Annotated in this window: 18 protein-coding genes and 3 pseudogenes; 13 read left to right on the top strand and 8 right to left on the bottom strand. The window is 64.0% G+C overall.

Annotation, left to right across the window (positions count from 1 at the left end; all coding sequences use genetic code 11):
* Positions 1–143 precede the first annotated feature (143 nt).
* From N0Q91_RS25900 to N0Q91_RS25910, 3 genes and pseudogenes are all read right to left on the bottom strand, one after another.
* The gene (locus N0Q91_RS25900; RefSeq protein ID WP_275599550.1) at positions 144–1,166 is read right to left on the bottom strand and encodes an ABC transporter substrate-binding protein; all 1,023 of its coding nucleotides are present in this window, start codon (positions 1,164–1,166) and stop codon (positions 144–146) included.
* A gap of 90 nt (positions 1,167–1,256) precedes the next feature.
* Positions 1,257–2,458: pseudogene (locus N0Q91_RS25905) on the bottom strand (2-oxo acid dehydrogenase subunit E2).
* A gap of 2 nt (positions 2,459–2,460) precedes the next feature.
* Positions 2,461–4,539 carry an alpha-ketoacid dehydrogenase subunit alpha/beta gene (locus N0Q91_RS25910; protein ID WP_275599551.1) on the bottom strand — a complete coding sequence of 693 codons (2,079 nt, stop codon included), beginning with the start codon at positions 4,537–4,539 and terminating at the stop codon, positions 2,461–2,463.
* A 116-nt stretch (positions 4,540–4,655) separates the two neighbouring features.
* On the opposite strand from N0Q91_RS25910, the gene N0Q91_RS25915 reads away from it, so the two are divergent.
* On the top strand, positions 4,656–5,126 hold the full coding sequence (locus N0Q91_RS25915; protein ID WP_275599552.1) for an Lrp/AsnC family transcriptional regulator: 471 nt from the start codon (positions 4,656–4,658) through the stop codon (positions 5,124–5,126).
* Positions 5,127–5,660: 534 nt separating this feature from the next.
* Complete coding sequence (locus tag N0Q91_RS25920) at positions 5,661–6,227, top strand: dienelactone hydrolase family protein (RefSeq protein ID WP_018096040.1); 567 nt, start codon at positions 5,661–5,663, stop codon at positions 6,225–6,227.
* Between the two features lie 138 nt (positions 6,228–6,365).
* Here the strand turns inward: N0Q91_RS25920 and N0Q91_RS25925 are convergent, their stop codons facing one another.
* The gene (locus N0Q91_RS25925; protein WP_275599553.1) at positions 6,366–9,983 is read right to left on the bottom strand and encodes a hydantoinase B/oxoprolinase family protein; all 3,618 of its coding nucleotides are present in this window, start codon (positions 9,981–9,983) and stop codon (positions 6,366–6,368) included.
* Between the two features lie 147 nt (positions 9,984–10,130).
* Between N0Q91_RS25925 and N0Q91_RS25930 the strand changes: the two genes are divergently transcribed.
* The 4 genes from N0Q91_RS25930 (at position 10,131) to N0Q91_RS25945 (ending at position 14,355) form a co-directional block, all read left to right on the top strand.
* Complete coding sequence (locus tag N0Q91_RS25930; RefSeq protein WP_275599554.1) at positions 10,131–10,961, top strand: pseudouridine synthase; 831 nt, start codon at positions 10,131–10,133, stop codon at positions 10,959–10,961.
* A gap of 231 nt (positions 10,962–11,192) precedes the next feature.
* Entirely contained in the window at positions 11,193–12,170 is a 978-nt protein-coding gene (locus N0Q91_RS25935; protein WP_100671028.1) for a tripartite tricarboxylate transporter substrate binding protein BugD, read from the top strand.
* A gap of 205 nt (positions 12,171–12,375) precedes the next feature.
* A complete protein-coding gene (locus N0Q91_RS25940; RefSeq protein ID WP_100671026.1) occupies positions 12,376–12,837 on the top strand; it encodes a tripartite tricarboxylate transporter TctB family protein in 462 nt (153 codons plus the stop codon).
* Between the two features lie 12 nt (positions 12,838–12,849).
* Positions 12,850–14,355: a tripartite tricarboxylate transporter permease gene (locus tag N0Q91_RS25945; protein ID WP_275599555.1), complete on the top strand. Its 1,506-nt coding sequence runs from the start codon at positions 12,850–12,852 to the stop codon at positions 14,353–14,355.
* Between the two features lie 45 nt (positions 14,356–14,400).
* On the opposite strand, the pseudogene N0Q91_RS25950 reads toward N0Q91_RS25945, so the two are convergent.
* Positions 14,401–15,374 (bottom strand): annotated as a pseudogene (locus N0Q91_RS25950) (C45 family autoproteolytic acyltransferase/hydrolase).
* A 534-nt stretch (positions 15,375–15,908) separates the two neighbouring features.
* Here N0Q91_RS25950 and N0Q91_RS25955 point away from each other — a divergent pair.
* Positions 15,909–16,382 carry a carboxymuconolactone decarboxylase family protein gene (locus N0Q91_RS25955; protein WP_102761515.1) on the top strand — a complete coding sequence of 158 codons (474 nt, stop codon included), beginning with the start codon at positions 15,909–15,911 and terminating at the stop codon, positions 16,380–16,382.
* A complete protein-coding gene (gene sigJ / locus N0Q91_RS25960) occupies positions 16,382–17,239 on the top strand; it encodes a sigma-70 family RNA polymerase sigma factor (RefSeq protein WP_275599558.1) in 858 nt (285 codons plus the stop codon). The genes N0Q91_RS25955 and sigJ overlap by 1 nt, the downstream gene beginning before the upstream one ends.
* 24 nt (positions 17,240–17,263) lie before the next feature.
* On the opposite strand, the gene aztD is transcribed toward sigJ, so the two are convergent.
* Together aztD and N0Q91_RS25970 are read right to left on the bottom strand one after the other, a co-directional pair.
* Entirely contained in the window at positions 17,264–18,499 is a 1,236-nt protein-coding gene (gene aztD, locus N0Q91_RS25965) for a zinc metallochaperone AztD (RefSeq protein WP_275599559.1), read from the bottom strand.
* Between the two features lie 224 nt (positions 18,500–18,723).
* Positions 18,724–19,386 (bottom strand): TetR/AcrR family transcriptional regulator, encoded by a 663-nt coding sequence (locus tag N0Q91_RS25970; protein ID WP_102761513.1) that lies wholly within the window; start codon positions 19,384–19,386, stop codon positions 18,724–18,726.
* A gap of 298 nt (positions 19,387–19,684) precedes the next feature.
* On the opposite strand from N0Q91_RS25970, the gene N0Q91_RS25975 reads away from it, so the two are divergent.
* The 5 genes from N0Q91_RS25975 to N0Q91_RS25995 all read left to right on the top strand — a co-directional run bounded on the left by N0Q91_RS25975 (position 19,685) and on the right by N0Q91_RS25995 (position 24,336).
* Positions 19,685–20,248: a TRAP transporter small permease gene (locus N0Q91_RS25975; RefSeq protein ID WP_275599560.1), complete on the top strand. Its 564-nt coding sequence runs from the start codon at positions 19,685–19,687 to the stop codon at positions 20,246–20,248.
* 10 nt (positions 20,249–20,258) lie between these two features.
* Positions 20,259–21,539, top strand: a complete 1,281-nt coding sequence (locus tag N0Q91_RS25980) for a TRAP transporter large permease subunit (RefSeq protein ID WP_102761511.1) — start codon at positions 20,259–20,261, stop codon at positions 21,537–21,539.
* Between the two features lie 60 nt (positions 21,540–21,599).
* Entirely contained in the window at positions 21,600–22,616 is a 1,017-nt protein-coding gene (locus tag N0Q91_RS25985) for a TRAP transporter substrate-binding protein (protein WP_102761510.1), read from the top strand.
* Between the two features lie 82 nt (positions 22,617–22,698).
* The gene (locus N0Q91_RS25990; protein ID WP_275599561.1) at positions 22,699–23,559 is read left to right on the top strand and encodes a shikimate dehydrogenase; all 861 of its coding nucleotides are present in this window, start codon (positions 22,699–22,701) and stop codon (positions 23,557–23,559) included.
* Between the two features lie 183 nt (positions 23,560–23,742).
* Entirely contained in the window at positions 23,743–24,336 is a 594-nt protein-coding gene (locus N0Q91_RS25995; RefSeq protein ID WP_275599562.1) for a sigma-70 family RNA polymerase sigma factor, read from the top strand.
* Here N0Q91_RS25995 and N0Q91_RS26000 read toward each other — a convergent pair.
* Positions 24,303–25,726: pseudogene (locus N0Q91_RS26000) on the bottom strand (aminotransferase-like domain-containing protein). The gene N0Q91_RS25995 and the pseudogene N0Q91_RS26000 sit on opposite strands and share 34 nt — an antisense overlap.
* Between the last annotated feature and the right edge of the window lie 61 nt (positions 25,727–25,787).

Genomic DNA, 25,787 nt, shown 5'->3' on the forward strand with positions numbered 1-25,787 from the left:
GCGGGCGCTGGCCGCGATCGGCTACTGTATGTTTCCTCAAATCCTGGCGGATTTAGGGATAGAAACATGCAGCAAGACAAAGTGGTTACCGGGAGCATGCGCGCCCAACGGGACGCGCAATGCCTCAGCGCCCCGCCGAAGGCTCACTTGAACAGCGCTTCCGCCTCCTCGATCGAAAGCGAGCTCGTATAGGAATAATAGCCGGGCTTGCCCTCGAGCTGCTTTGCGGCTTCCGCCACGTTCTTGGAGTCGATGAAGGGAATCGGCAGGTAGAGCGCGTTGCCGTATTGTCCGGCCTTTGCCGGCTCCTTCAGTTCCTTGCCCTGCAGCATCAGCACGGCGACGTCGAGGGCACTCGCCATGACGCCGGGCGGATTCACGGTCGCTCCCGAGTTCAGTTTTTCCTTGATCCAGAGGTCGATGAAGTCCTTGCGGATTTCGCCGGTCGCCGCGATCTCGCCGGCCTTGCCGGCGTCCATGATCGATTTCCAGGCGCCGGCCGCCATGCCGTCCTGCACCAGCACGCCGTTGATGTCCGGATAGGTGGCAAGAATGTTCTGCATCGCCTGCTGGCCCTGCGCCTGGTCCCAGTTGGCATTGACCTCGTTGACGACCTGGATATCCGGATAATCCTTGAAGACGCTCTTGTAGCCGGCGACGCGCATCTCGTTCGCCGGATGGCCGGCGACGCCGTTGATCGCAACCACCTTGCCCTTGCCGCCGAGCGTTTCGGCGAGCCACTTGGCGCCCGCGGCACCCCAGGCGGTCTGGTCGATGCCGACATAGATGGCATCGGGCGAAGAGACTTCCGCGTCGGTGGCGATCACCAGGATGCCGGCTTCCTTCGCCTGGGCGAAGATCGGATCGAAGGCGGTCGGGCTGTTGGGGTTGACGATGATGGCGTTCACCCCTTCCGCGATGAAGTTGCGGATATGCGCGATCTGCCCGGGCACGTCGACATTGGCGCTCTGGACGGAGACTTCGACGTCGACGCCTTTTTCCTTCCATTCCGCAGCGGCGGCCTTCGCCTCGTCGATCATCTGGGTGCGCCACTCGCTGCCGACCCAGCCGTTGGAGAGACCTATTTTAAAGGTCTCGGCGTGAGCGGATGCCGACAGGACGATGGACGCGACGGTGCCCAGCGCAAATGCGATAAGTTTCTTCATAAGATCCTCCCAAATCTTGCCGGCACATGAAGCCAGAAAATGTAATCGATTTCAATCGCCGTTTTGGGCGACGATCAAGGGCCGGGAGGGTCATTTACAGCCGCGCGTCTTATCAGACGCGCAAAGATCGTTAATCTGGGGCCTGTAATCGGCCCGATCAGTAGGCCAGGTCTCGATCACGCGGACGAAATGCGTCAGCCACGCATTGGTCTGGTGGCCGTCCAGCGCACGATGGTCGATCGTCAGCGACACATAGGCCATCGGGCGTATCTGGATCGTGTCGGCGCCGTCCACCTCGCGCACGACCACCCGCTTGTCGAGCTTGCCCACGCCCAGGATCGCCGATTGCGGCTGGTTGATAATGATCGGCGCTGCGAGCAGCGATCCGGAGACGCCATGATTGGAAATGGTGAAGGTGCCGCCCGTCACGTCCGCGCGGGAGAGCGCGTTCGAACGCGCGCGCGTCGTCAGGTCCTGCAGCCGGGCCGCAATCTCGGCAAGCGACAGGGCCTGCGCCCGATGGAGGACCGGCACGACCAGGCCCTTGTCCCCGAGGGAAATCCCCACGCCGATATTGATGTCGTCGAATGTTTCGAGCGCATCCTCGTGCCAGCGGCTGTTGACCTCGGGGACCGCGCGCATCGCCGCCACGCAGGCCGAAACCACATAAGCCGTATAGGAGAGCTTGGCGCCGTCAGCGGCAAGCCTCTTCCCATGTTCGTCCCGATGGCGCATCACCGCCGAGAAATCGGCTTCGAACACCGCCGTCACATGCGGCGCCGTCGTGACGGAGGTGAGCATATGTTCGGCGATCGCGGCGCGCATGGCGCTATGAGGTATCCTGCGCGACTTGGGTGCCGCTCCTCGGTCGCCAGCCTCGGCCGCGACCGAAGCAGTGCCCCCTGCCGGGCCGTAAACGCCCTGTCCATGTCGGCGCGCGTGACGCGACCACCCCGGCCGGTGCCGGTGACGGTGGCCGGATCCAGGCCATATTCTTCCGCTGCATGCCGCACGGCCGGCGAGTAATGCGGCGCGTGCCCCACCCCGGCAGCCTCGCTGCCGATCCGGCCGAGAACGGCGCCGGGCGGGGCATCGTCGCCATTTCGCATCAGGATTTCCGCGAGCACCCCGTCGGCGGGCGCCGACACCTCCTGGGTCACCTTGTCGGTCTCGAGCTCGACCAGCGGATCGCCCGATTTGACCGTCTCGCCGATCTTCCTCAGCCAATTGCGGACGACCGCTTTGGTCCCCTCCTGCTCCAGCGGAGCCTGAATGTCGATGAGATCGCCCATGCTCAGAACTCCAGAAGGTCGGTGATCTTCTGGCGTATGCGTTCCGTCGATGGAACCGCCCAGTCGAGCAGGATGGGATTATGAGGGCTGGGAATATCCGGCATGGTGAGACGCGAGATCGGCGCGTCGAGATCGATGAAGGCTTCGTCGGCGACCGCTGCGGCAATCTCCGCGCCGAAACCCGCCGTTGCGAGGTCCTCGTGGACGATGAGGCACCGGCGGGTGCGGCGCACGGAAGCGATGACCGCTTTCCTGTCCCAGGGCATCAGGGTTCTCAGATCGATCACATCGGCGGAGATCCCCTCGGCCGCCTCTTCGCAACGCGGCGCCATGGCGCCCCAGGTGACGATGGTGATGTCGCGACCTTCACGCGTGAACTTCGCCTTGCCGAAAGGCAGGGCGAAGGCATCGCCGGGATAGGGCCGCCGCGCCCAGGGATGGTCGAGCATGGCCCGGTGCTCGAAGAAGATCACCGGGTCGTTGCCGCGCAAGGCGGTGCGCAGGAGCCCGACGGCGTCCTCGGCATTGGAGGGAACGGCGATCTTCCAGCCGGGCTGGTGGACGAAGGCGACCTCGTTCGTCTGGCTGTGCCACGGATCGCCGCATTTGAAGAATCCCCCCGCCATCCGCACGACGATCGGCGCGGCGAAGCGGTTGCTGGTCCGCCAGCGGATCGTGCCGCAATCGTTGAGCTGCTCGATCGCGGGCTCGGCATATTTGCGGAACTGGATTTCCGGCACCGGCACGAGCCCCGCGAGCGCCATGCCCACCGCCCGGCCGATGATGCCTTCCTCCGAGAGCGACGTGTCGAAGACGCGGGCGGTACCGTATTTCTCCTGCAGCCCGAGGGTCACGGCATGGACGCCGCCCTTCGGGCCGATATCCTCGCCGAAGAGGACGACCCTCTCGTTCACCGACATCTCGTGATCGAGCGTGCGGCGGATCGCCGTAACCATGTTGATCCTCTGGCCGTCGCCCGTCACGGTTTCCGTCGTTTCCGGCGGACGGTAGCCGGCAGAGTGCTGTCCGCCCATGACCTGCATCTGGCCTTCGAAGAAGACATTGCTGGTCACTGTTTCGGGGTCGGCGACCGGCCGGGATTCGGCCTCCATGCGCGCCCGTTCGGCGGCAGCCTTCGCGTCTCTCGCAGCTTCGTTCCATTCCTCTGCGCTCAACAGGGCGGGGACGAGGTAGTCCCTCAGCCGCGGCAGGGGATCGTGTGCCCATTCGCTCCTGACGAGCTCTTCGCTCTTGTAGGTCTGGGTATCCTGGAAGCTGTGCCCTTCGAGGCGCGGCACCTCGAGCCTGAGCAGCACCGGCATCCGCCCTTCGCGTACCAGTTCCACGGCGCCCTTCGTCAGCCGGGCTGCCTCTTCGGGATCCGAGCCGTCGCCGTCGAGAACGGTCAAGTTTTTCCAGCCGGCGAGATTGCCGGCAATATTGCCCTCGGGTGTCTGGAAGCTCGACGGAACGGAGATGCCGAAGCCGTTGTCTTCGATATAGAAGAGCAGCGGCAGGCCCTGCGTCGTCGCGATCGTCAGAGCGGACCAGAAGCCGTTGGAGGCAACGGAACCGTCACCGCCCAGCACGACGGCAACATCCTTCCGATATTCCTCTTTTCCGAGAACTTCGCTGAAATAGGTGATCGCCTGCGCCCAGCCGGCCGTCGGCGTGTACTGGGTGCCCACGCCGCCGCACATCGGCAGGGCCGAGGCGCCGTGCGGGTTGGGATAGTTGAAGACGACACCGATATCCCGGCCGTCGGAATATCCGCCCGCGCGTCCCATCGCCGAGCCGAGCGCGTCCGCCGGATCGACGCCGAGCGCGAGCAGCAGCGGGCGCGAGCGATAATAGCCGCATGCCGCGTCATGCCTGCCCGTGAGGTGAAGCCCCAGGAGAATCTGCGCCATGTCATGGCCGCGCGCCGAAAATTGGTAGAGCACCTTTTTCTCCGGGACCAGCCGCTGCTCTTCCATCTCGTCGAGGGCGCGCGACAGGAGCAGAAGTTGCACGACCTTTTTCCAGTCGATGCTCTCGTTCGGTGCGTTGCGCCGGTCCTTTTTGAGTGCGGCCTGAGCCATCAGGGTCTCCTCCGGTCCTCCGAGATCAAGACTACGCCGCTCGACGCGCAAAACGGTTTCAATCTGGTCGTTTTTTAGCTAGGCTTTGATGAGAATGTTTCGGTTTTGAGGAGTTTATGATGAATTCATTCAATCTCGACGCGATCGACCGAAAGATTCTAGGAATCCTCCAGAACCGGGGCGACATCAGCCATGCAGCCTTGGCGGAGGCGGTCGGTGCCTCGCCGGCCTCCTGCTGGCGGCGCATCAAGGCGCTCGAGACGGCGGGGGTGCTGGTCAAGACCGTCAGCCTCGTCAATCCCGACCTGGTCGGACGCGGATTGAACGTCTTCTGCCAGGTGCGCATGAAGTCCCATGATCCGGTTGCGCGCCGAAATTTCGAACGGTTCGTGGAAAGCCACGAGGAAGTTCTCGAATGCTATTCCATGTCGGGCGACTGGGATTACCTGCTACGGGTCCTCGTTGCCGATGTCGCCGACTACGAGCGCCTTCTGATGCGCGGCATCCTCACCCACGAGGCAGTGGCGAACTCGTCGTCTCACTTCGCGTTGAAGAGCGTCAAATACTCCACTGCCGTTCCCGTCTAGATCGTTGAAGCGACGCCCTTTTCCCGGAAATGCTCTAAGACCTTAGTCCGATGCTTCCGGCCATAGGTCCTAGGACCGTTGCGTGCCGAGTTCCCATAACCTATGCCGGTGGTTGCGCGTTCTCGGGATAACGGAAAGCCCCAACTGCCGCCCGGGCGCGCGAGGGTCGCAGAGCGAAGACGCCCCAGCCCCAACTGTATCGCTCTGCGACCCTCGCCTCGAGCATTCCCTCCCATTTTGCCGTCTACGGCGCCGAACGTCCCCTCACATGTCGCGATTTTCTCGGAACCATCCGCCGGGCGAGACGTTAGACGCGGTCGCTTTTGCCCGAAGCGACTGGAAGCGTAAGAGGGTCGGCTCGTCATTCCCTCCCCCCTCCCCGAAGAGTCGACCGACAGGCGGCGCCCTTTCTCCTCCCTCGGGGGCGCCGCCATCGCTTCTTCGAAACGGACTGCAGGTCATGGATGCACCGTTGCCGTCGCTGGCTCCGCGTGTTCAAGTGCATCCTGCGCCAACAGCCCAGGGAACCGTGCCGTGACGACAGTGATCCTTTTCCATTCCGTCTATGGCCTGCGCCCGTTCGAGAGGGGCGTCGCCGAGCGCCTCACTGTCGCAGGCCACGAGGTGTTCACGCCCGACCTCTACGAAGGCCGGGTTGCTTCCTCGATGGAGGAGGGCTTTGCCCTGAAGGAAGAGATCGGCTGGAGCACCCTTTGCGAGCGCGCCGAGCGGGCGGTCGCGGATCTGCCTGCCGATGCCGTTCTCGGCGGTTTTTCCATGGGCGCTGCTGTCGCCGCCAGCCTGTGGCCGAAGCGGCCCGAGGCGGCCGGAATTCTCTTTCTGCACAGCATCGCCGAAATTCCGGCAAATGCACGTCGCGGGCTCCCGGTGCAGGTCCATCTCGCCGACCCGGATATCTTCGAGCCTGCAGACGAGGTCGCCGCCTGGCGTGCTGATGCCGAACGGACGCCGGTGGCACTGGAAGTCTTCATATATCCCGGTGCCGGGCATCTTTATACCGACGCCACGCTTGCCGATTACGACTCCGAGGCGGCCCGGCTCACCTGGAGCCGCATCGAACGTTGCCTTGCAGCACTTTGAGCGGACACTCGAAGTCTGCCCCTCATCCGGCTACCGCCACTTTCTCCCCGCAGGCGGGGAGAAAGGAGCAAGCCGCACGTTCTTGGATCCCCTTCCCGTCATAACCGGGAGAGAGGGGCGATCCGTGAAGCTTTGACGTTACGAAGCCTTCCCATAACCTCCGCCCGTCGGCGTCACGACGGTGAAAGTCTCGCCCGCCTCGAGCACCGTATGAGCCGAGCCCGGCAGCTCTTCGATGCGGCCGTCATTGCGGCGGACAAAATTTCGGCCGGTTTCCCCCGCCTCGCCGCCCTTCAGGCCGAAGGGCCGGATGCGGCGGTGGCCGGAAAGGATCGCGAAGTCCAGCCGCTCGCGCGCGCGGATCGTCCTCTGTGTACCGTCGCCCGCCGACCACTTGCCGCGCCCGCCCGAGCCCTTGCGGATGTGGAAGTCTTCGAGCACGACCGGGAAGCGCGTCTCCAGGATTTCCGGGTCGGTGAGGCGCGAATTGGTCATGTGCGTGTGAACCGCATCGGCGCCGTCATAGCCGGGGCCGGCCGGCGCGCCGGAGCAGATCGTCTCGTAATACTGGTAGTCGGCGTTTCCGAAAGTCAGGTTGTTCATTGTCCCCTGCGCGGCGGCCTGCGCCTCGACGGCGCCGAAGAGGCAATTGGTGACCGCCTGACTGACCTCTACATTGCCGGCGACCACCGCCGCCGGGTAGCACGGCGAAAGCATGGTGCCTTGCGGGATGACGATGCGGATAGGCCTCAGGCAACCGGCATTCATCGGGATGTCGGCCTCGACCAGTACCCGGAAGACATAGAGCACGGCGGCACGCGTCACCGGCTCCGGCGCGTTGAAGTTATCCGAGCGCTGTTGCGACGTTCCGGTGAAGTCGACCGTTGCTTCCCGGCTCTCGCGGTCGATGGATATCTTCACGACGATCCGGCAGCCCTGGTCCATCTCGTAGGAGAATTCGCCGTCCGGCAATCGGTCGAGCACGCGGCGCACGCTTTCGGCCGCATTATCCTGGACGTGGCCCATATAGGCCTCGACCACATCCTCTCCGAATTGCGCGATCATCTTCGTGAGTTCCGCCACGCCCTTCTCGTTGGCCGCGACCTGTGCCTTGAGATCGTTGACGTTCTGGAGGATGTTGCGCACCGGATAGCGCGCTCCGTTCAAGAGCTTCTCCAGTTCCTTCTCGCAGAAGCGGCCGCGGTCGATGAGCTTGAAGTTGTCGATATAGACGCCTTCCTCTTCGATATTGGTGGCCAGCGGCGACATCGAGCCCGGCGAGATACCGCCGATATCCGCATGGTGACCGCGGCTTGCGACCCAGAAGCGGATCTCGTGGCCCTCCTCGTCGAAGACCGGCGTGCAGACCGTCAGGTCCGGCAGATGCGTGCCGCCGTTGTAGGGCGCATTGATCAGGAACACATCGCCCGGATGGATGACCGGGTTCTCACGGATGGCGGTCGCGACCGAAGCGTCCATGGAGCCCAGATGCACCGGCATATGCGGCGCATTGGCGACCAGATTTCCCCTGTTGTCGAAGACCGCGCAGGAGAAATCGAGCCGCTCCTTGATATTGACCGAATAGGCGGTGTTCTGCAGCGTCACGCCCATCTGCTCGGCAATCGACATGAAGAGATTGTTGAAGATCTCCAGCATGACCGGATCGGCCTTCGTGCCGATCGCGGTGCGCTCGGGCAGCGCCTTGATCCGCCTCAGGACGATATGGTCTTTCGCCGTCAGTTCCGCCTGCCAGCCGTCCTCGACGACGATCGTCTGGTTGGCTTCGATGATGATTGCGGGCCCGGTGAGCTTCTGGCCGGGCCTGATCTGCGAACGCAGCGCCACCGGAGCGTCGTGAAACGCACCCTGCGAATAGAAGCGGGTCTGCCGGTTCGGGGCGACATCTCCGGCCGTCACGGCAAGACCTTCCGCTTCCATTTCCGCAGCCCCGCCGCCGACCGTTTCGACCTCGACCGCATCGATCACCAGAGCCTTGTTTTCGGCGACGAAGCCGAAGCGGCGCCTGTGCAGACGCTCGAATTCAGCGCGGAGCCGCGCCTGGTCGTCCGCATCCGGGAAGGTCGCTTCCACCGGCAGCACCGTGTCGGTTCCGGCATAGCGGATATGCGCGCGCAGATGTGTGCGTATCCGCTCACGGGAAATCCCCTGCGCCTCGAGTTCCGTCAGGCATTCCGATTGCAGTGCCCGGGCAAGTGCGGCAAGCGCCCTCGGCGCGGCCTCGTCGAGACTGGCCCCGAGCGCCTTCTGCCGCGTCGCGCGAATGTCGGCAAGGCCCATTCCATAGGCCGAGAGCAGCCCCGACATCGGGTGCAGGAGAATACTCTTCATGCCGAGCGCGTCGGCGACCAGGCAGGCGTGTTGCCCGCCGGCGCCGCCGAAGCAGTTGAGCGCATAGCGCGTCACGTCATAGCCGCGGCTTACGGAAATCTTCTTGATCGCCTCGACCATGTTGGCGACCGCGATGCGGATGAAGCCGTCGGCGACGTCCTCGGGGCTCCGCCCGTCGCCGATCTCGGCCGCTAGCGCGACGAAACGCTCGCGCACGGTCTCCACGTCGAGAGGCAGATTCTGTTCCGGCCCGAAGATCGCCGGAAAGTGTTCCGGCAATAGCTTGCCGAGCATGACATTGGCATCGGTGACGGCGAGCGGTCCGCCGTTGCGGTAACAGGCCGGACCGGGGTTGGCGCCGGCCGAATCCGGACCGACACGGAAGCGCTCGCCGTCGAAATGGAGGACCGAGCCGCCGCCGGCGGCAACCGTGTGGATCAGCATCATCGGCGCCCGCACCCGCACGCCGGCAACCTCGGTCTCGAAGGCGCGCTCGTACTCGCCGTCGAAATGGGCGACGTCGGTCGAGGTTCCGCCCATGTCGAAGCCGATCACGCGGCCGAATCCGGCCGCCTCGCCCGTCCGCGCCAGACCGACGACACCGCCCGCAGGTCCCGAGAGGATCGCATCCTTGCCCTGGAACATCTCCGCCGCCGTAAGCCCGCCGGACGACATCATGAACATGAGCCGGGCGCCGGACCGGGCGACGTCCAGCTCTTCCGAAACCTGCGCCACGTAGCGGCCGAGCACGGGCGAGAGATAGGCGTCGATCACGGTCGTATCGCCACGGCCGACATATTTGACGAGCGGCGAAACCTCGTGGCTGACGGATACCTGCTCGAATCCCATCGATCGTGCGATGCGGGCGACGATCGCCTCGTGGGCGGGATATCTGTAGGCGTGCATCAGGACGATGGCGACCGCCCCATAGCCATTGGCTTTCAAGTGTTCGAGCGCCCGGCGCGCTGCCGCCTCGTCGAGCGGCCGCTCGATCGTGCCGTCGGCGAGCACCCGCTCGTCGAGCTCGACGATCTCCGAATAGAGTGCCTCGGGCTTGATGATCTCGGTGGCGAAGATCTTCTTGCGTTCCTGATAGCCGATCCTGAGCGCATCGCGGAAGCCGCGCGTCGTGACGAGCGCCAGCCGCTCGCCCTTGCGCTCCAGCAAAGCATTGGTGGCAACCGTCGTGCCCATCCTGACCTCGCCGACCACGCCCGCCGGAACCGGATCGCGGGGGCCGAGGCCGAGATGCTGCCGGATGCCGTGGACCGCCGCATCGCGATAGGCGCCGGGATTTTCCGAAAGGACCTTCAGCGCGTGCAAGGCGCCCGCCGGATCGCGGCCGACCACGTCGGTGAAGGTACCGCCGCGATCCACCCAGAAATCCCAAGCTCCCGTCACGCTCATCTCCAGTTCCTCCACAATTCTGCCCGCCGCTTCCATGGGCGCTTTTTATGGGCCGGCGACGATCGGCAGGCAAGGGAAGAAGAGGCGCGCCACCACCGAAAAGGAAGCCGATACCTCTGCCGGATCTCTGGCCTCGCACCGCCATTTATGTCAGAGGAGGCACGATCCAACAGCGCGGAGGCGGAAACGGTGAAACAGCGCCACCCTACGGCGAAAGGGCGGGTCGGAGGCGCGAAAGCCGGCGAACTGCCCGGCAAGCGGGTGACGCTCGCCCGGGCGCTCTCCAAGCTCGGCTACTGCTCGAGGACGCAGGCCGAAAAGCTGATCGCCGAGGGGCGTGTCAGCGTCGCCGGCCGGAAGATCACGGATCTCTCCCATTGGGTCGACATCGAAACGGACAGGATCGCCGTCGACGGAACCGTCATCGCCGCGCAAGCCAGAGTCTATATCATGCTGAACAAACCGCGCGGCCTCGTGACCACCCGCGACGATCCCGAGGGCCGGCCGACTGTCTTCAGCTGCCTCGACAATGTCGACGTCCCGTCCCTCTCGCCGGTCGGCAGGCTCGACAAGGCCAGCGAAGGGCTTCTGCTCTTCACCAACGACACGGTGCTGGCGCAGCGTCTGCTCGATCCGGAGACCCATCTCGGCAAGGTATACCATGTTCAGGTGCGCGGCATTTTCGGCGAGGCCATGGCCGCACGGATGCTGGAAGGCGTTACGGAGGGTGGCGAACTGCTGCGCGCCGTGCGGGTCGAACTCCTGAAAAGCGGAGACAGGAACAGTTGGATCGAGGTGGAGCTTGACGAAGGACGCAACCGTCAGATCCGCCGCATGCTCGACGCGCTCGGCTTCGAGTGCCTGCGTCTCCTGCGCGTCTCGATCGGCGACATAAGCCTCGGCGACCTGCCGAAGGGAGCAAGCCGGCCGCTGACGGAGGCGGAGATCGTTTATCTCAGACACCGCACCGGGCTCTGACGAGGGCTTTCCCCGGCTGCCGGGGCGACAAGCCCGATGTCCCGAAATCCACCCATCGACAGGCGCTTTTGTTTCCAAATCCACCCATTTGACGCGCCGATGGTCGGTAAATGCATGAAACGGCGTCGGGCAGCGGTTGTCTGTGCTAAAATCCGGCCTGCTAATGGGTGAACCCAGAACCGGCGGGAGGAACCATGCCGGCTGGTCGATAATTTCATCCGGGAGGAAAAGATGAAAATCCTTAACGCGCTTCTGGGCGCAGCCGCCGCCGTTTCCCTTTTTGCCGCTTCGGCGAACGCCCAAACCTATCCGGAGCGCACGATCACCATGGTGGTGCCGTTCTCGGCCGGCGGCCCGACCGATACGGTGGCCCGCCTCGTCGCCGAGTCCATGTCGAAGGATCTCGGCCAGCAGATCATCGTCGAGAATGTCGGCGGCGCCGGCGGGACGCTCGGTGCCGGCCGCGTCGCTCAGGCCGATCCTGACGGCTACACGCTGCTTCTGCATCACATCGGCATGGCCACCAGCGCGACGCTCTATCGCAAGCTCGCCTATGACACGCTGAATGCCTTCGAATATGTCGGCCTCGTCACCGAAGTTCCGATGACCATCGTTGCCCGCAAGGATTTCGAGCCGACCGACCTCAAGGGCCTGATCGAACACGTCAAGGCGAACAAGGACACGGTGACGGTCGCCAATGCCGGCATCGGCGCGGCGTCGCATCTTTGCGGCATGATGTTCATGAGCGCGATCGAAACGCCGCTGACGACCGTGCCCTACAAAGGGACCGGCCCGGCGATGACCGACCTGCTCGGCGGCCAGGTCGACATCATGTGCGACCAGACGACGAACACGACGAAGCAGATCCAGGGCGGCACGATCAAGGCCTATGCGGTGACCTCGCCGCAGCGCCTCAAGATCTTCCCCGATCTGCCGACCGCCGAGGAAGCGGGCCTTGCCGGCTTCCAGGTCGGCATCTGGCACGGCATCTATGCGCCGAAGGGCACGCCGGCCGAAGTCACCGACCGCCTCTCCAAGTCGCTGCAGAAGGCACTCAAGGACGAGAACGTGGTTGCCCGCTTCGGCGAACTCGGCACCGAGCCGTCGAGCGAAGCCGACGCAACCCCAGCGGCGCTGAAGGCCAAGCTCGAAAGCGAGATCGCCCGCTGGAAGCCGGTGATCGAGGCCGCCGGCCAGTACGCCGACTGATCGCGCGTCAGGCCTTCAATCCGTGCGGGCGCCTAGCGAGAATGCGCCCGCACCGGCGTTGACAGCTGTCAACAGGCGATGCCTCGGCTTCCCACTTTCGGGCGACATGCATCAGCCAGCAGAACATGCGAAGATATTCGCCAAAAACCGGTGCGGCACGCTCCTCGGAAAAGGGATCGGCACTCACGGAAATAATGGGGAAACGATGAAATCCATCTCTTTCGACACGACCAACGCGCTGTGCGGCGGCATTCTGACGGCCGTCGGGCTGTTCTTCGCCTGGCAGTCGCTCGGGCTCGAGCTCGGCACCGCCTTCCGCATGGGCCCCGGCTATTTCCCGCTGGTTCTCTCCGCCGTGCTGATCCTGCTCGGTCTGATCATCCTGGTGCAATCGGCGCGCGTTCACGGCGAGCCGATGGGGCCGATCGCCATCCGCGGCATCGTCTTCATCCTGCCGGCGCCGATCTTCTTCGGGCTGACGGTGCGCGGCCTCGGCTTCGTCCCCTCCCTCTTCTTCACGGCGCTGATCGCCTGTTTCGCCTCCAGCCGGATGAAGCCGCTCTGGGCGATCGCTCTCTCGCTTGCCTTGACCATCTTTTCGGTCGGCGTCTTCAGCTACGGTCTCAACCTGCCTTTCGAGCGGTTCGGCCCGTGGACCCGGTTCTAGGAGTCGGCGACGATGGAACTCTTCAGCAATCTTGCCCTCGGCTTCGCCACAGCCGCCTCGCCGGCGAACCTGCTCTTCTGTCTGATCGGCGTACTCCTCGGAACCCTGATCGGCGTGCTGCCCGGCATCGGCGCCACGGCGACCATCGCCATGCTGCTGCCGATCACCTTCCAGCTTGAGCCGGTCTCTTCGCTGATCATGCTCGCCGGCATCTATTACGGCGCTCAATATGGCGGATCGACCACCGCGATCCTGATCAACATGCCCGGCGAATCCTCTTCTGCCGTCACCGCCATCGACGGGTATCAGATGGCGCGCAAGGGCCGCGCCGGCACGGCGCTCGCGATCGCGGCGCTCGGCTCGTTCTTCGCCGGCACGGTCTCGACATTCCTGGTCGCGCTCTTCGCGCCGCCTTTGACGGAGATCGCGCTCGAGTTCGGCGCGGCGGAATATTTCTCGCTGATGATCGTCGGCCTCGTCTCCTCGGTCGCGCTTGCGCACGGATCGGTCATCAAGGCGCTTGCCATGGTGGCGCTCGGCCTGCTTCTCGGCCTCGTGGGCACCGATATCTATACCGGCACGCCGCGCTTCACCCTCGGCATTCGGGAATATTCGGACGGCCTCAATTTCGTGGCGCTGGCGGTCGGCGTCTTCGGTATCGCCGAAATCCTCCGCAATCTCGAAAGTGAGAAGACGCGCGAAGTGCTGATGGCGAAGGTCACCGATCTGATGCCGACGCGCGAGGACTTCAGGCAGATGGTCGCTCCGGTCCTGCGCGGCACGGCCATCGGCTCGGCGCTCGGCGTATTGCCCGGCGGCGGCGCGATCCTCGCCGCCTTCGCCTCCTACACGGTGGAGAAGCGCCTCTCCGACCGGCCGGAGGAATTCGGCCGCGGCGCTGTCGCGGGTGTCGCCGGACCTGAAAGCGCCAACAATGCCGGCGCGCAAACCTCGTTCATTCCATTGCTCACCCTCGGCATTCCGGCAAATCCGGTGATGGCGCTTATGATCGGTGCGATGATCATCCAGGGCATCGTACCCGGCCCGAACGTGGCGGTGGAGCAGCCGGCGCTTTTCTGGGGCATCATCGCCTCGATGTGGATCGGCAACCTGATGCTGGTGGTCCTGAACCTGCCCTTGATCGGTCTCTGGGTGAAACTCCTGAAGATCCCCTATTTCGTGCTCTTCCCGATCATCATGGCCTTCTGCTCAATCGGGGTCTACAGCGTCAACTCCAACGTCTACGACCTCTACGCCGTCGCCTTCTTCGGCCTTGTCGGCTACCTGCTCCTGAAGCTGCGCTGCGAACCGGCGCCGCTGCTCCTCGGCTTCGTGCTCGGCCCCCTGCTCGAGGAAAACCTCAGGCGCGCCATGATCCTCTCGCGCGGCGACCCGACGACCTTCGTCACCCGGCCGATCAGTGCGACCCTGCTCCTCATCGCCCTCGCCGTGCTCGTCGTTGTCTTCCTGCCGAGCATCAAGAAAAAGCGCGAGCAGGTCTTCGTCGAGGAGGATTGAACCGGATCGGTCTGGTGCACCGGGCGCATGGCCCCATGCGCCCGCTCACTGACCGGGAAATCGATCGGTGAAGGTGTGCGTGTATTCGCCTGTCTGGAAATCCTCGAAACACTGAGACCAGCGTTTCCCGGGCCAGATATAGTCTACTCTGCCTTTTGCAGGTCGATAGACGGCTGTGTAGAGGGTGGGATGGGGGCCGCTCACGGAATAAAGCGGCGGCCGAAGGAAGCCATCCGTCAGCTTCTCCAGCGACATGGAAGGATCCTCTAGTGCTTGCAGAATAAATTGCTGTCGAGCCACCGAGAATGATGACGGTCGTGCCGCCCGCTGATGATTTGCGCATGCCTTCAGGCGCGTAATGATCGGGCGCTGGCCCGGTCCGAGGAACAGAGTGGCATAATTGCCGGCACTATCCAGTACGGTGACGTTCTGCGCGAGCGCCACAGGTATTCGGCATAGAGCTTTGACAGCCTGCTCGACCCGGTGAAAGGTTTCCAGCACGTAGCGGATCACGAGGATGATCGAGAACCCTTTGCCCTGAGAACGTCCGCCCCAAGAGTAACGCTTGCGGCCAGTCCTTCCTCATTCATCCCGTCCACGCAGCCTCCCCAAGGGCGTTGCGCCTTCGCGATCACCTTCGTCCCGGACCACTGGGTCATTTCGAAACGATCGGAGGCGACACTCGGCGGATAGTCGAAATTGCGGATCAGTGCCGGGCCCCCTTCCCCGAGCCAGACAGATTGACTGCAGCCGTAAGCATCCGGCGCGGGTCGAAAGTGACTGAGCATCCGATGAGCAACCTCATCATCTCCAACGAGAGCGCAGGCGTGCTCATAGTGAGGAACGAGTTCCGGCATGTACTGCCGTAAGGCCTCGCGACATTCTTTGGCGCTCGGACCCGATGCTCGTCGGGCCCGCCCGAAATACCAGCTCTCCGCCTCGGCTCGACCGGCGGCAAACCGCGAAAGCCAAGCTTCCCCAGGCCGTTCCTCTTGCGCCGCGACGAAGGTCTTCTCCATAGCCCGAGGAGTATAAGGACGGAATGATTGGCTTGGCAACGCAGCCTTGATGCCCGCTTTCCACCCGCGGAGACATCCAGCGAAGCACCGGCGACGGTTCTTCGCGCGTCGCCTATCGCACACGGCTCGGCGGCCGCGATCGCACCTGTGTTGTCCTCTCGGCCATCAAGATCGCGGTTGCCGCCGTCGTCGTCTTCCCGCCGCGTGGCCGAGCCCGAGATCGACCCTTGAATTCCTCCGATATCGGGCCAACTGGAAGCAATCGCGGTCGCGGCCGGTCACAGTCCCAGCATGGCCGATGCGCTGATCGCCGGCACAGCGAAAGTCCATGACCTGGTCGTGGTCACTAGGAATCTGAAGCACTTCGAACCCTTCGGGATTGGCGTGATGGCTCCCGGGGCGGACGATACGAGGAACTCCGGCGGTTCGCTGGAACAGTAAAAGTTCGATCCACGCACAAAAAATTTCGCATCGATGTCACACCGGCGGACGCTGTCTCGTCATGGTGTCGGAACCAACAAAAGGAGACCGACCATGACTGCCAGACTTGATCCCTTTGCCGCCGCCCCTTCGCTGATGAAGAGCTGGTTCAGCATCTCGACCACGATCGCTTCGAGCCTCGAGTCGAGCCTTATCGAGCTCGTCAAGATCCGCGCTTCGCAGATCAACGGTTGCGCAAACTGCATCAACATGCATACGACGGAGGCGCGTGCCAAGGGCGAGAGCGAGCAGCGGATCTACCTGCTCTCGGCATGGCGCGAGGCGCCGTGCTATACCGACCGCGAGCGCGCTGCGCTCGCCTGGACGGAAGCTTTGACGCGGCTGTCGGAGGGCCATACTCACGCCGCCGCCTATGAGGCGCTGAAGGCCGAGTTCACGCAGGAGGAGCAGGTGAAGCTCACGCTCATGATCAATGTCATCAACGGGTGGAACCGCCTCGCCGTGGGCTTCGGCCTGTGGGTCGAACCGGCAGCCGCAAAGACAATCGCCGAGAAGGCGGTCGCCTGATGACACAGGCTACGCAAGCGGATGCGGCAGCGAGTTTCGACCCGCTGCGTCCAAAGCTGATGCGCGTCGCCTATCGCATGCTCGGCTCGGTTGCCGACGCCGAGGATATGGTGCAGGAGGCCTTCATCCGCTGGATGGGGGCCGACCGCGCCGCGGTGCGCGAACCGGAGGCCTTCCTGCGCCGCACCGTCACCCGGCTCTGCCTCGATCAGCTGAAATCGGCTCGGCGCCAGCGCGAGACCTATGTGGGGCCTTGGCTTCCCGATCCCGTCGTGGAGGAGGAGGAAGAGGAAGACGTCACCTTGCCGCTGATGCTGGCGCTGGAGCGGTTGTCCCCTCTCGAGCGGGCAGCTTTCCTGTTGCACGACGTGTTCGGGCTCGGTTTCGAGGAGGTCGCGGCGACCATCCAGCGCGACGCCGCCGCCTGCCGGCAGCTTGCCGCCCGCGCACGCTCGCATGTCCGGGAGGTAAGGCCTCGCTTTCACGTCGAGAAGGAACGCGGCCTCCAGCTTGCGGAGGCCTTCTTCAAGGCCTCGCGCAGCGGGGACATGAACGCGTTCGGCGCGATGCTCGCGGCCGATGTCAGCATCCATGCGGACGGCGGCGGCAAGCGCTCGGCAGCGATCATGCCGATCGTCGGCTTTGATGCCGTTATGAAGGTCCATGAGAAGCTGGCTGCGCTTTTTCGGGCGAACGGCTCGAAACTGCTGCGCATCGGTTTCGTCAACGGGCTGCCCGGCTTCATCACGATGGAAGCCGACGGCGAAATCCAGACCACCGCCCTCGATATCGAGGGCGGCAAAATCGCTGCGATCTATGTCGTAAGGAACCCCGACAAGCTGAGGCACCTGCACTGAGCCCGACGTGAAAGCCGCTCGAAATTAGTGCGAGGCGCCCGAACCGCCGACGGCGACGATCGCAAAGGGCTGACCTTCGATGGGGATCGTGCGGGTCTCCTTTAGAGTCTCTGCATCGATCACCCGGAGGAGAGCGTGTCGCGGGTCGGTGATCACGATCTGGCCGTCGGCTGCCGCCAGGCGCGGGCGCGGATCACGCCAATGGCCGTCCTTGCTGTATGGCTCGGTGACCCTGCCCTTGCGGAGGATTTCCCCCTTGATCACGTCCAGCACATGAAGGCCGCCGTCTTCCGTCAGGATGTAGGCATTGGCCGGCATTGCAGGATCCAGGAGGAAGTCGACACGCCGGGTCGGCAGCGTGATCAGCCGATACGGTTCGCTGCTGTCGGGATCGATGAGCACGACTTTATCGTCGCCGTAATTGCCGAGGAAGAACTGCATCGCCTTGCCTCCGAGCAAGGTGCCGGTGTGACCCTTCGGGAAATCCGAGGGGTAGGGAAGCATTGTGAGCTTCGGCCCGTCGATACCGCCGGGGCGGGCGACGAGCACCCCTTCCTTGCAGCCGAAGGCGACGAGACGGGCTGATGTGGCCTCGCCATGCAGGTCGGTGCATTTGCTGATCTCGCCGATCTGCCCGCCCTTCTCGTCGATCACACGCACGCCGACGCGCGGCGGCAGTTCGTCCGGCTTCGGCTCGATTTCCGTGTCCGGCACCGAGACGAGGACGTGGCGCCCCATGCTCACGGCGACACCATGGTGCGGCCTGGTCGTATCGATGGTCCTGACCTGCGCCTTGCCTTCGAGAAGTGCGGCTTCATCGACGATGTCCGCCTTGCCGCCGCGATCGTAGAAAATGATCGCGTGATCGCCATGCGGCACCACATGGGCGGGGCGCTTGCCCTCGAGCACCACCGGGAGAAGCGCCACATCGGAGACTTCCAGATCGCGATGCTCCCCATGATCCGAGAACCCGATGCCGGTCTTGATAACGTGTACGATGTCCTCTTCCGACTGCGCGGCGAAGACCGTCTGACCGGATGCGCTGACCGTCAGGGCTGCATATCCCTTGGTGTCGTAGCGGCCCAGTTCCTTGCCGTCCGAAAAGTCGATGGCGCGTACCACCGGCTGCGTGTGATCGGCGACGAACAGGCGCCAGGCCTCCTTCGTCTCATGATCATCCGCGCGTGCGCCGGGTGCGGCCAGGACGAAAGCGGTCGCCACTGCTGCCATCAGGCGGGCCCGGGTGAGAGACAATGTCATGGGGGGTCCTTTCTTTGTTTTGAAACAGTTTTCGTCCGCGCAGTCCGTCGGCACGGCCGGGCCTATCGCGCAGCGGATATTCCCGGAGTCGCTATGTTATTACATTACTCGATAGCGACGTAATAACATTACCAAAGCCGTGCCTGTCAATCCCGAGAACGCTACAAGCGAATGCTTTTCGCCCTCGCTCCCCTGATGATCGCAGAAATGAAATCGGAGAGGATCTAGCGACGCGCCGCGCCGGGCTCGTCGCCCTTCAGATAGCTCACCACGGCATCGGCGATCATCGTGCGATGCCGCGCGATCGTCTCGGGCTCCGACAGGTCCCGACGGAAGATCGTGCCGAAGGTATAGCGGTTCGACACGCGGAAGAAGCAGAAGGCGCTGATCAGCATGTGCACGTCGATCGGGTCGGCCTTGCGGCGGAAGGTCCCGTCGCCAAGGCCGCGCTCGATGATGGCGTCGATCATCTGGATCACCGAGACGTTGAGGTCGCGGATCGCATCGGAGCGCAGCATGTGGGCGGCGCGATGGATGTTTTCGATGCTGACCAGACGGACGAAGTCCGGATTGGCCTCGTCATGGTCGAAGGTGGTCGCGATCAGCGTGCGAAGTGCCTCTTCCGGGGGCAGGTTCGCAAGCTCCAGGTCGGCCTCCAGCGTGCGGATCTTGCGATAGGACCGCTCGAGGACGGCGAGATAGAGCGCTTCCTTGCTGCCGAAGTAATAATAGATCATCCGCTTCGACGTGCGGGTGCGCTCGGCGATCTGATCGACGCGCGCGCCTGCGAGGCCATGGGTGGAGAATTCCTCCGTCGCGACTTCGAGGATGTCGTCCTGCGTCCGCTGCGGATCGTTCTTCCTGCCGTTTGCCTGCCGCTCCGCCATTTTCACCGCGCTGCTCCCCCGCTCTCCCTCAAGCCGTTTACCGATCCAATTTGCCGAAGCGAGGCGGCGGTCGAACCACGGACCTCCCGAACGATGGATCAAGACATATCACCTTGCCGAACCCTTTCAACCTCGCGGGATTGATTTTCCGAACTAGTTAGTACATTTTGCAACGAGACATGCCGAACGCCACGAAGGAGCGTGGTGGAGGGCTCCGGGCGACCGCCTGGTTGGGAGGAGAAGCCTGCGACAGGTCTGCGCCTTGCGCTGTCGCTCGCCTGTCGCTTGGGAGGAGCGGATGAGCCGCATCATCGATTTCTATTTCTTCGCGTTGAAGGTGACGATCGCGCTGCTGCTTGCCGGCATGGTCGTTCTCGTCTTCGGCAATGTCGTGCTGCGCTATGCCTTCAACCAGGGAATAACGGTGTCGGAGGAGCTGTCGCGGATGTTTTTCGTCTGGCTCACCTTTCTCGGCGCCGTGGTCGCCATGCGCGAGCACGGCCATCTCGGCGTCGACTCGCTCATCAAGCGCTTGCCGCCGCGCGCCGCGAAGGCGGCCGTGCTCTGCGGCCACGCACTGATGCTCTTTGCAATCTGGCTGGTGATCAGCGGCAGCTGGACCCAGACGCTGATCAACCTCCATGTCGGCGCGCCGGCGACCGGCATCTCCATGGCCTTCTTCTACGGTGCGGGCCTCGCCTTCGGCATTCCGGCCTTCCTGATCCTGCTCGCCGATGCCTTCGCGATCGCGACCGGCCGCATCGACGTGACCACGACCGATCTCGTACGCGACAGCGAAGACGAAGCAGCACTGGACGACCTTTCCGCCCCCGCACTCGGTCCGCTTTCGGCGAAGCATTGAGGAGGCGGCGATGACCGTATCCATCTTCCTCGGCGCCCTTCTCGGACCCATGGCTCTTGGCGTGCCGATCGCCTTCGCCCTCATCCTGAGCGGCGTGGCGCTGATGCTCTATCTCGGCCTCTTCGACGCCCAGATCGTGGCGCAGAACGTGCTGAACGGTGCCGACAGCTTCCCGCTGATGGCCGTTCCCTTCTTCCTGCTTGCCGGCGAGGTCATGAATACGGGCGGCCTCTCCCGTCGCATTGTCGCACTGGCCATGGCCATGGTCGGCCATATCCGCGGCGGGCTCGGCTTCGTCGCGATCTTCGCGGCCTGCATTCTCTCCAGTCTTTCCGGTTCGGCGGTCGCCGATGCGGCCGCACTCGGCGCGCTGCTTCTGCCGATGATGCTGAAAAGCGGCCACGACCCGGCGCGCGCCGGCGGGCTCATCGCCTCCGCCTCGATCATCGGCCCGATCATACCGCCCTCGATCGGCTTCATCCTATTCGGCGTGGTCGGCGGCGTCTCCATCACCAAACTCTTCCTCGCCGGCATATTCCCGGGACTGATGATCGCCGCGGCGCTTTCGATCACCTGGCTGATCGTCGCCCGCAAGGAGCAATTCGAACTGCCGCCGCGGCAGAGCGGCAGGCTGCGGCTCAGGGCCTTCGTCGACAGCCTCTGGGCGCTTTTCCTGCCCGTCATCATCATCGTCGGTCTGAAGTTCGGCGTCTTCACGCCGACGGAGGCGGGTGTCATCGCCGCCGTCTATTCGCTCTTCGTTTCGATGGTCGTCTATCGCGAACTGGCGCCGGCGCAACTCTTCCACGTCTTCGTCTCGGCCGCCAAGATCAGCGCCGTGGTGATGTTCCTCGTCGCCTGCGCGGCGGTTTCGGCCTGGCTGATCACCGTTGCCGACGTTCCCGGCGCGCTCGCCGCACTCCTCGAGCCCCTGATGGGCAACCAGACGGCTCTGCTTATCGCGATCATGGTGTTGATCGTGATCGTCGGCACCGCGATGGACATGACGCCGACGATCCTGATCATGACGCCGGTGCTGATGCCGGTCATCAAACAGGCGGGCATCGATCCGGTCTATTTCGGCGTCCTCTTCATCATCAACAACTCGATCGGCCTGATCACCCCTCCGGTCGGCACCGTCCTGAACGTCATCTGCGGCGTGTCGAAGCTTTCGATGGAGAATCTGATGAAGGGCGTGATGCCCTTCCTCTTCGCGGAACTGATCGTTCTTTTCCTGCTCGTCCTGTTCCCTGAACTGGTGACCGTTCCGGTCTCCTGGTTCGGACGCTGACGCGCGATTTTCGACTGTCAACAAGGCCGGCACGATACCGGCCCAACCTGGGAGGAAAACATGTTCGACAGACTGACCAAAATGGCATTGGGCCTGGCGGTGCCACTGGCACTCATGACGGCGGGCCCGGCATTCGCGGAAATCCGCGATCAGACGGTCAAATTCGCCTCGGCGAACAACAAGGGTCATCCGCAGGTGACCGGCATGGAGAAATTCGCCGAGCTCGTGAAGGAGAAGAGCGGCGGCAAAATCGAGGTGAAGCTCTTCCCGGGCGGGACGCTCGGCGGTGACGTGCAGACCGTTTCGGCGCTGCAGGGCGGCGTCATCGAGATGACGGTGCTGAACGCCGGCATTCTGGCGAGCAATGTCAAGGAGTTCGGCGCGGTCGACCTCCCCTTCCTGTTCGACAGCGGCGAGGAGGCGGACAAGGTGATGGACGGTCCCTTTGGCACCGGCCTGATGGAACGCCTGCCCGACACCGGGCTCGTAGGCCTCGCCTATTGGGAGCTCGGTTTCCGCAACCTGACCAACAACCGGCATCCGGTGACCAAGCTCGAAGACATCAAGGGCCTGAAGATCCGCACCATTCAGTCGCCAATCCCGGTCGAGCTTTTCAACGCGCTCGGCGCCAATGCGGTGCCGCTCCCCTATACCGAGCTCTATACCGCGCTCGAAACGGGAACGGTCGACGGCCAGGAGAATCCGTCCGCCAACATCATCAACGCAAAATTCTACGAGGTGCAGAAGTACATGACGCTCACCCGTCATCAGTACAATCCGCAGATCGTGCTCGTCAGCAAGAAGTTCTGGGACGGCCTCAATGACGAGGAGAAGGCCGTACTGCAACAGGCAGCCGTCGAAGCGCGCGACTTCCAGCGCAAGGTCTCGCGCGAGCAGGATGCCGCAGCACTCGAAGAGATCCGCAAGACGGGGATGGAGGTCAGCGAACTGAGCCCCGAGGAAACGCAGAAACTGCGCGATGCCGTCAAGCCGATGATCGAGAAGTTCAGTGCCGATATCGGCCAGGAGACGGTCGAGGCGCTCTTCAAGGAAATCGGCACCGCCCGCGGCCAGTGATCGTCATGCCGATCCGCCCGCAACCGGGCGGGCCGGCGCGCCGTGGCCGCAGCCGAAAACCGAAACAACCGGAACCCGACGCATGACCGAAACGCTTGTAAGATCCTTGAAGGTGGGCCTGATCGGCGCGGGCATCCAGGCATCGCTGACGCCGGCGATGCACATGGCGGAAGGTGCGGCGCAGGGCATTCGCTACGATTATGAGCTGATCGATCTCAACGTGCTGGGGGCGAGCGAGAAGGACCTGCCGCGCCTGCTCGCCGACGCCGAGCGGCGGGGGGTTGCCGGGCTCAATATCACCCATCCCTGCAAGCAGGCGGTCATTCCTTATCTCGACGAGCTCGCCCCCGAGGCGCGGCAACTCGGCGCCGTCAACACGGTGGTCCTCAGAAGCGGACGGCGTTACGGCCACAATACGGACTGGTGGGGTTTTGCCGAAGGCTTCCGGCGCGGCCTGCCGGATGCCGACCTCTCCTGCGCTGTGCAGCTCGGCGCCGGCGGAGCGGGGGTCGCCACGGCCTATGCCGCGCTCTCGCTCGGCTTGCAGCGGCTGGTCGTCTTCGACCGCGAGGCCGGCCGCGCGCAGGCGCTCGCCCGGATGCTCTCCCCTCTCTTTCCGAAAGCCGAGGTGGCAGCCGGCACCGACCTCCCCTCGGAAATGGGAAATGCCGCCGGCCTCATCCACGCGACGCCGACCGGCATGGCGAAATATCCCGGATTGCCGCTCGACGCGGAGCTTCTTTCGCGAAGCCATTGGGTCGCCGAGATCGTCTATTTTCCGCTGGAAACGGCGCTTCTCGGGGAGGCCCGGCGGCGTGGCTGCAAAACGCTCGACGGCGGCGGCATGGCGGTGTTCCAGGCGGTCGGCGCGTTTCGGCTGTTCACCGGGCTCGAACCCGACGCGGCGCGGATGCTCGGCCACTTCAGGGCGATGACCGCCTGAAGGCGCCCGGTCACGCAGGTTTCATTTGACGACCGGCTTGTGTAGCGTGTCATTCAAGGAGGCACGGGGCAACGGGCGGTTGTGATGGGGCTTACATTCTGGTTATCGGCGGCGGCGTTCGCCGTCAAGTTCAGCATAGACGAGCATTTTCTGAGCCTCCTCCGCAGGGGAGACCAGAAGGCGATGAGTGAGCTGATTGCACGGCACCACGGTGCTTTGGTCAGGCTGGCGGACAGCATCGTCAGGAACCGGGCCGTCGCGGAGGAAGTGGCCCAGGAAACCTGGCTCGCCGTCATCGCCAACCTGGGGTCCTTCGAAGGCAGATCGGCCCTTTCCACCTGGATCATTTCCATCCTCCTGAACAAGGCGAAGAACCCCGCGAAGCGCGAGAGCCGCTATGCCGCATTGGGAAAGGGGGAAGACCCGGGGCGGGATCCGGAGCAGACGCTGCGCAGCCGATTCGACGAAAGCGGCCATTGGAGCGAGGCGCCGGTCTCCTTCGATGGTCTCACGCCGGAGCGGATCGTCGCCGGGCGCCATCTCTGGGAGCATGTGCGGCAGATGATCGATCGCTTGCCGCCAGCCCAGAAGGCGGTCCTGGTGATGCGCGACGTCGAAGGGGCAGACGCTGCGGAAACCTGCCGCCTCCTGGACCTTACTCCCGAGAACCAGCGGACCCTTTTGCATCGGGCACGTACGCGCATCCGCGACGAGATCGAGACGCAGCCTGGAATGATCGTGATCTACGCAGCGGTCAGGAGTGCTGCAAGCTCGTGAAAAAGCCGCTCGTCTTCCGACTGGGCGACATTGAAGCGCAAGAAACCGCTGGCCGTATGCGTATGACTGAAGACATTGCCCGGTGCGAGCACGATGCCTCTGGCGAGCGCTTGCCTCGCGAGCTTGGCGGCATCGATGCCATCGGGCAGCCGGCACCAGAGGAACATGCCCGCCTGCGGCTCGATCCAGGGCGTGATGCCGATCCGGGCGAGTCTTCGGGCAGTCTCGGCCATCGCGCCTGCCAGGCGCTGACGCACCGTCTCAATGTGCTTGCGATAGCTGCCGTCTTTCAGGAGCGTCAGCACCAGTTCGGAGGAGAAGCCGGCGGCGCCGAAGCACGTGGCGATCTTGAGGTCGGTCAACGCCTCCACCCATTCGCGAGGCGCCACGATGAAGCCGCAGCGCACCGCCGCCGAAAGCGTTTTCGAGAAGCTGCCTATGTGCACCACCCTTTCGAGCCCGTCGAAAGCCGCAAGGCGCGGCGCCGGCGTCTCTTCGAAATCGGCGAAGATATCGTCCTCGATGATCGTCAGCCCGGCCTGCTCCGCAAGCTTGAGCAGACGATGGCCGACGAGCGGCGACAGCATTGCGCCGGTCGGGTTGTGAATGGCGGAATTGGTGATGTAGAGCCGCGGCTTGTGTTCTGCGAGCGCTTCGGCGAAGCGGCCGATGTCCGGCCCGCCGGGCGTATAGGGAACACCGACGATTTTTGCCTGATGCGCCCTGAGGAGTGCGTGGAAATTGAAATAGCACGGATCGTCGACAAGCACCGCATCCCCGGGCTTCAGCAGGAACCGGCAAAGCAGATCGATCGCCTGCGTGCCGGATTCGGTGAGCAATATCTGATCGGGCGACGCCTCTATGCCGTGCTGCGCCACGCGCCGTGCCAGAAGCTGACGCAGCGGCAGCAATCCGAGTGGCGAACCATAGTCGACGAGCGTGGCGGCGCCGCCGCGGGCGATGCCCCGCAACGCCCGCCGTAGTCCTTCCTCCGGCATCCAGTGCGGCGGCAGCCAGCCGCAGCCGGGCCTGAGTACCCCCTCCCCGGCTCAAGGGCCTGGCGCGAGATCCACAGGGGATCGACGGCCCGGTCCACGCGCGGGCCGATCTCGGCAAGCGTGAGCGGCGCGAGCGGCGCCGCTACGAAGAAGCCGGAGCCCGGCCGCGAGCGGATCACACCTTCGGCCTGAAGGCGCTCATAGGCCTCGACCACCGTGGACTTGGAGACTTTCATCGTCAAAGCGAAGGAACGGATGGACGGAAGCCTCGCGCCAGGCGTCAAACTCCGCGCCGCTATCCGGTGCTTCACCGTGCCCATCACCCTGGTGATCAGGCTTTCGCCAGCGGCACTCGTCGCTTTCAGCCGCATCCGTACTGGCCCTTTCTCCATGACAGTTCTTATCAACTGTACCCTACTGTCTCTGGAACGGCCAGCGATCCAGCCCGATACC

This window comes from Sinorhizobium prairiense, assembly GCF_029201645.2.
GTDB classification, from domain to species: Bacteria; Pseudomonadota; Alphaproteobacteria; order Rhizobiales; family Rhizobiaceae; genus Sinorhizobium; species Sinorhizobium meliloti_A.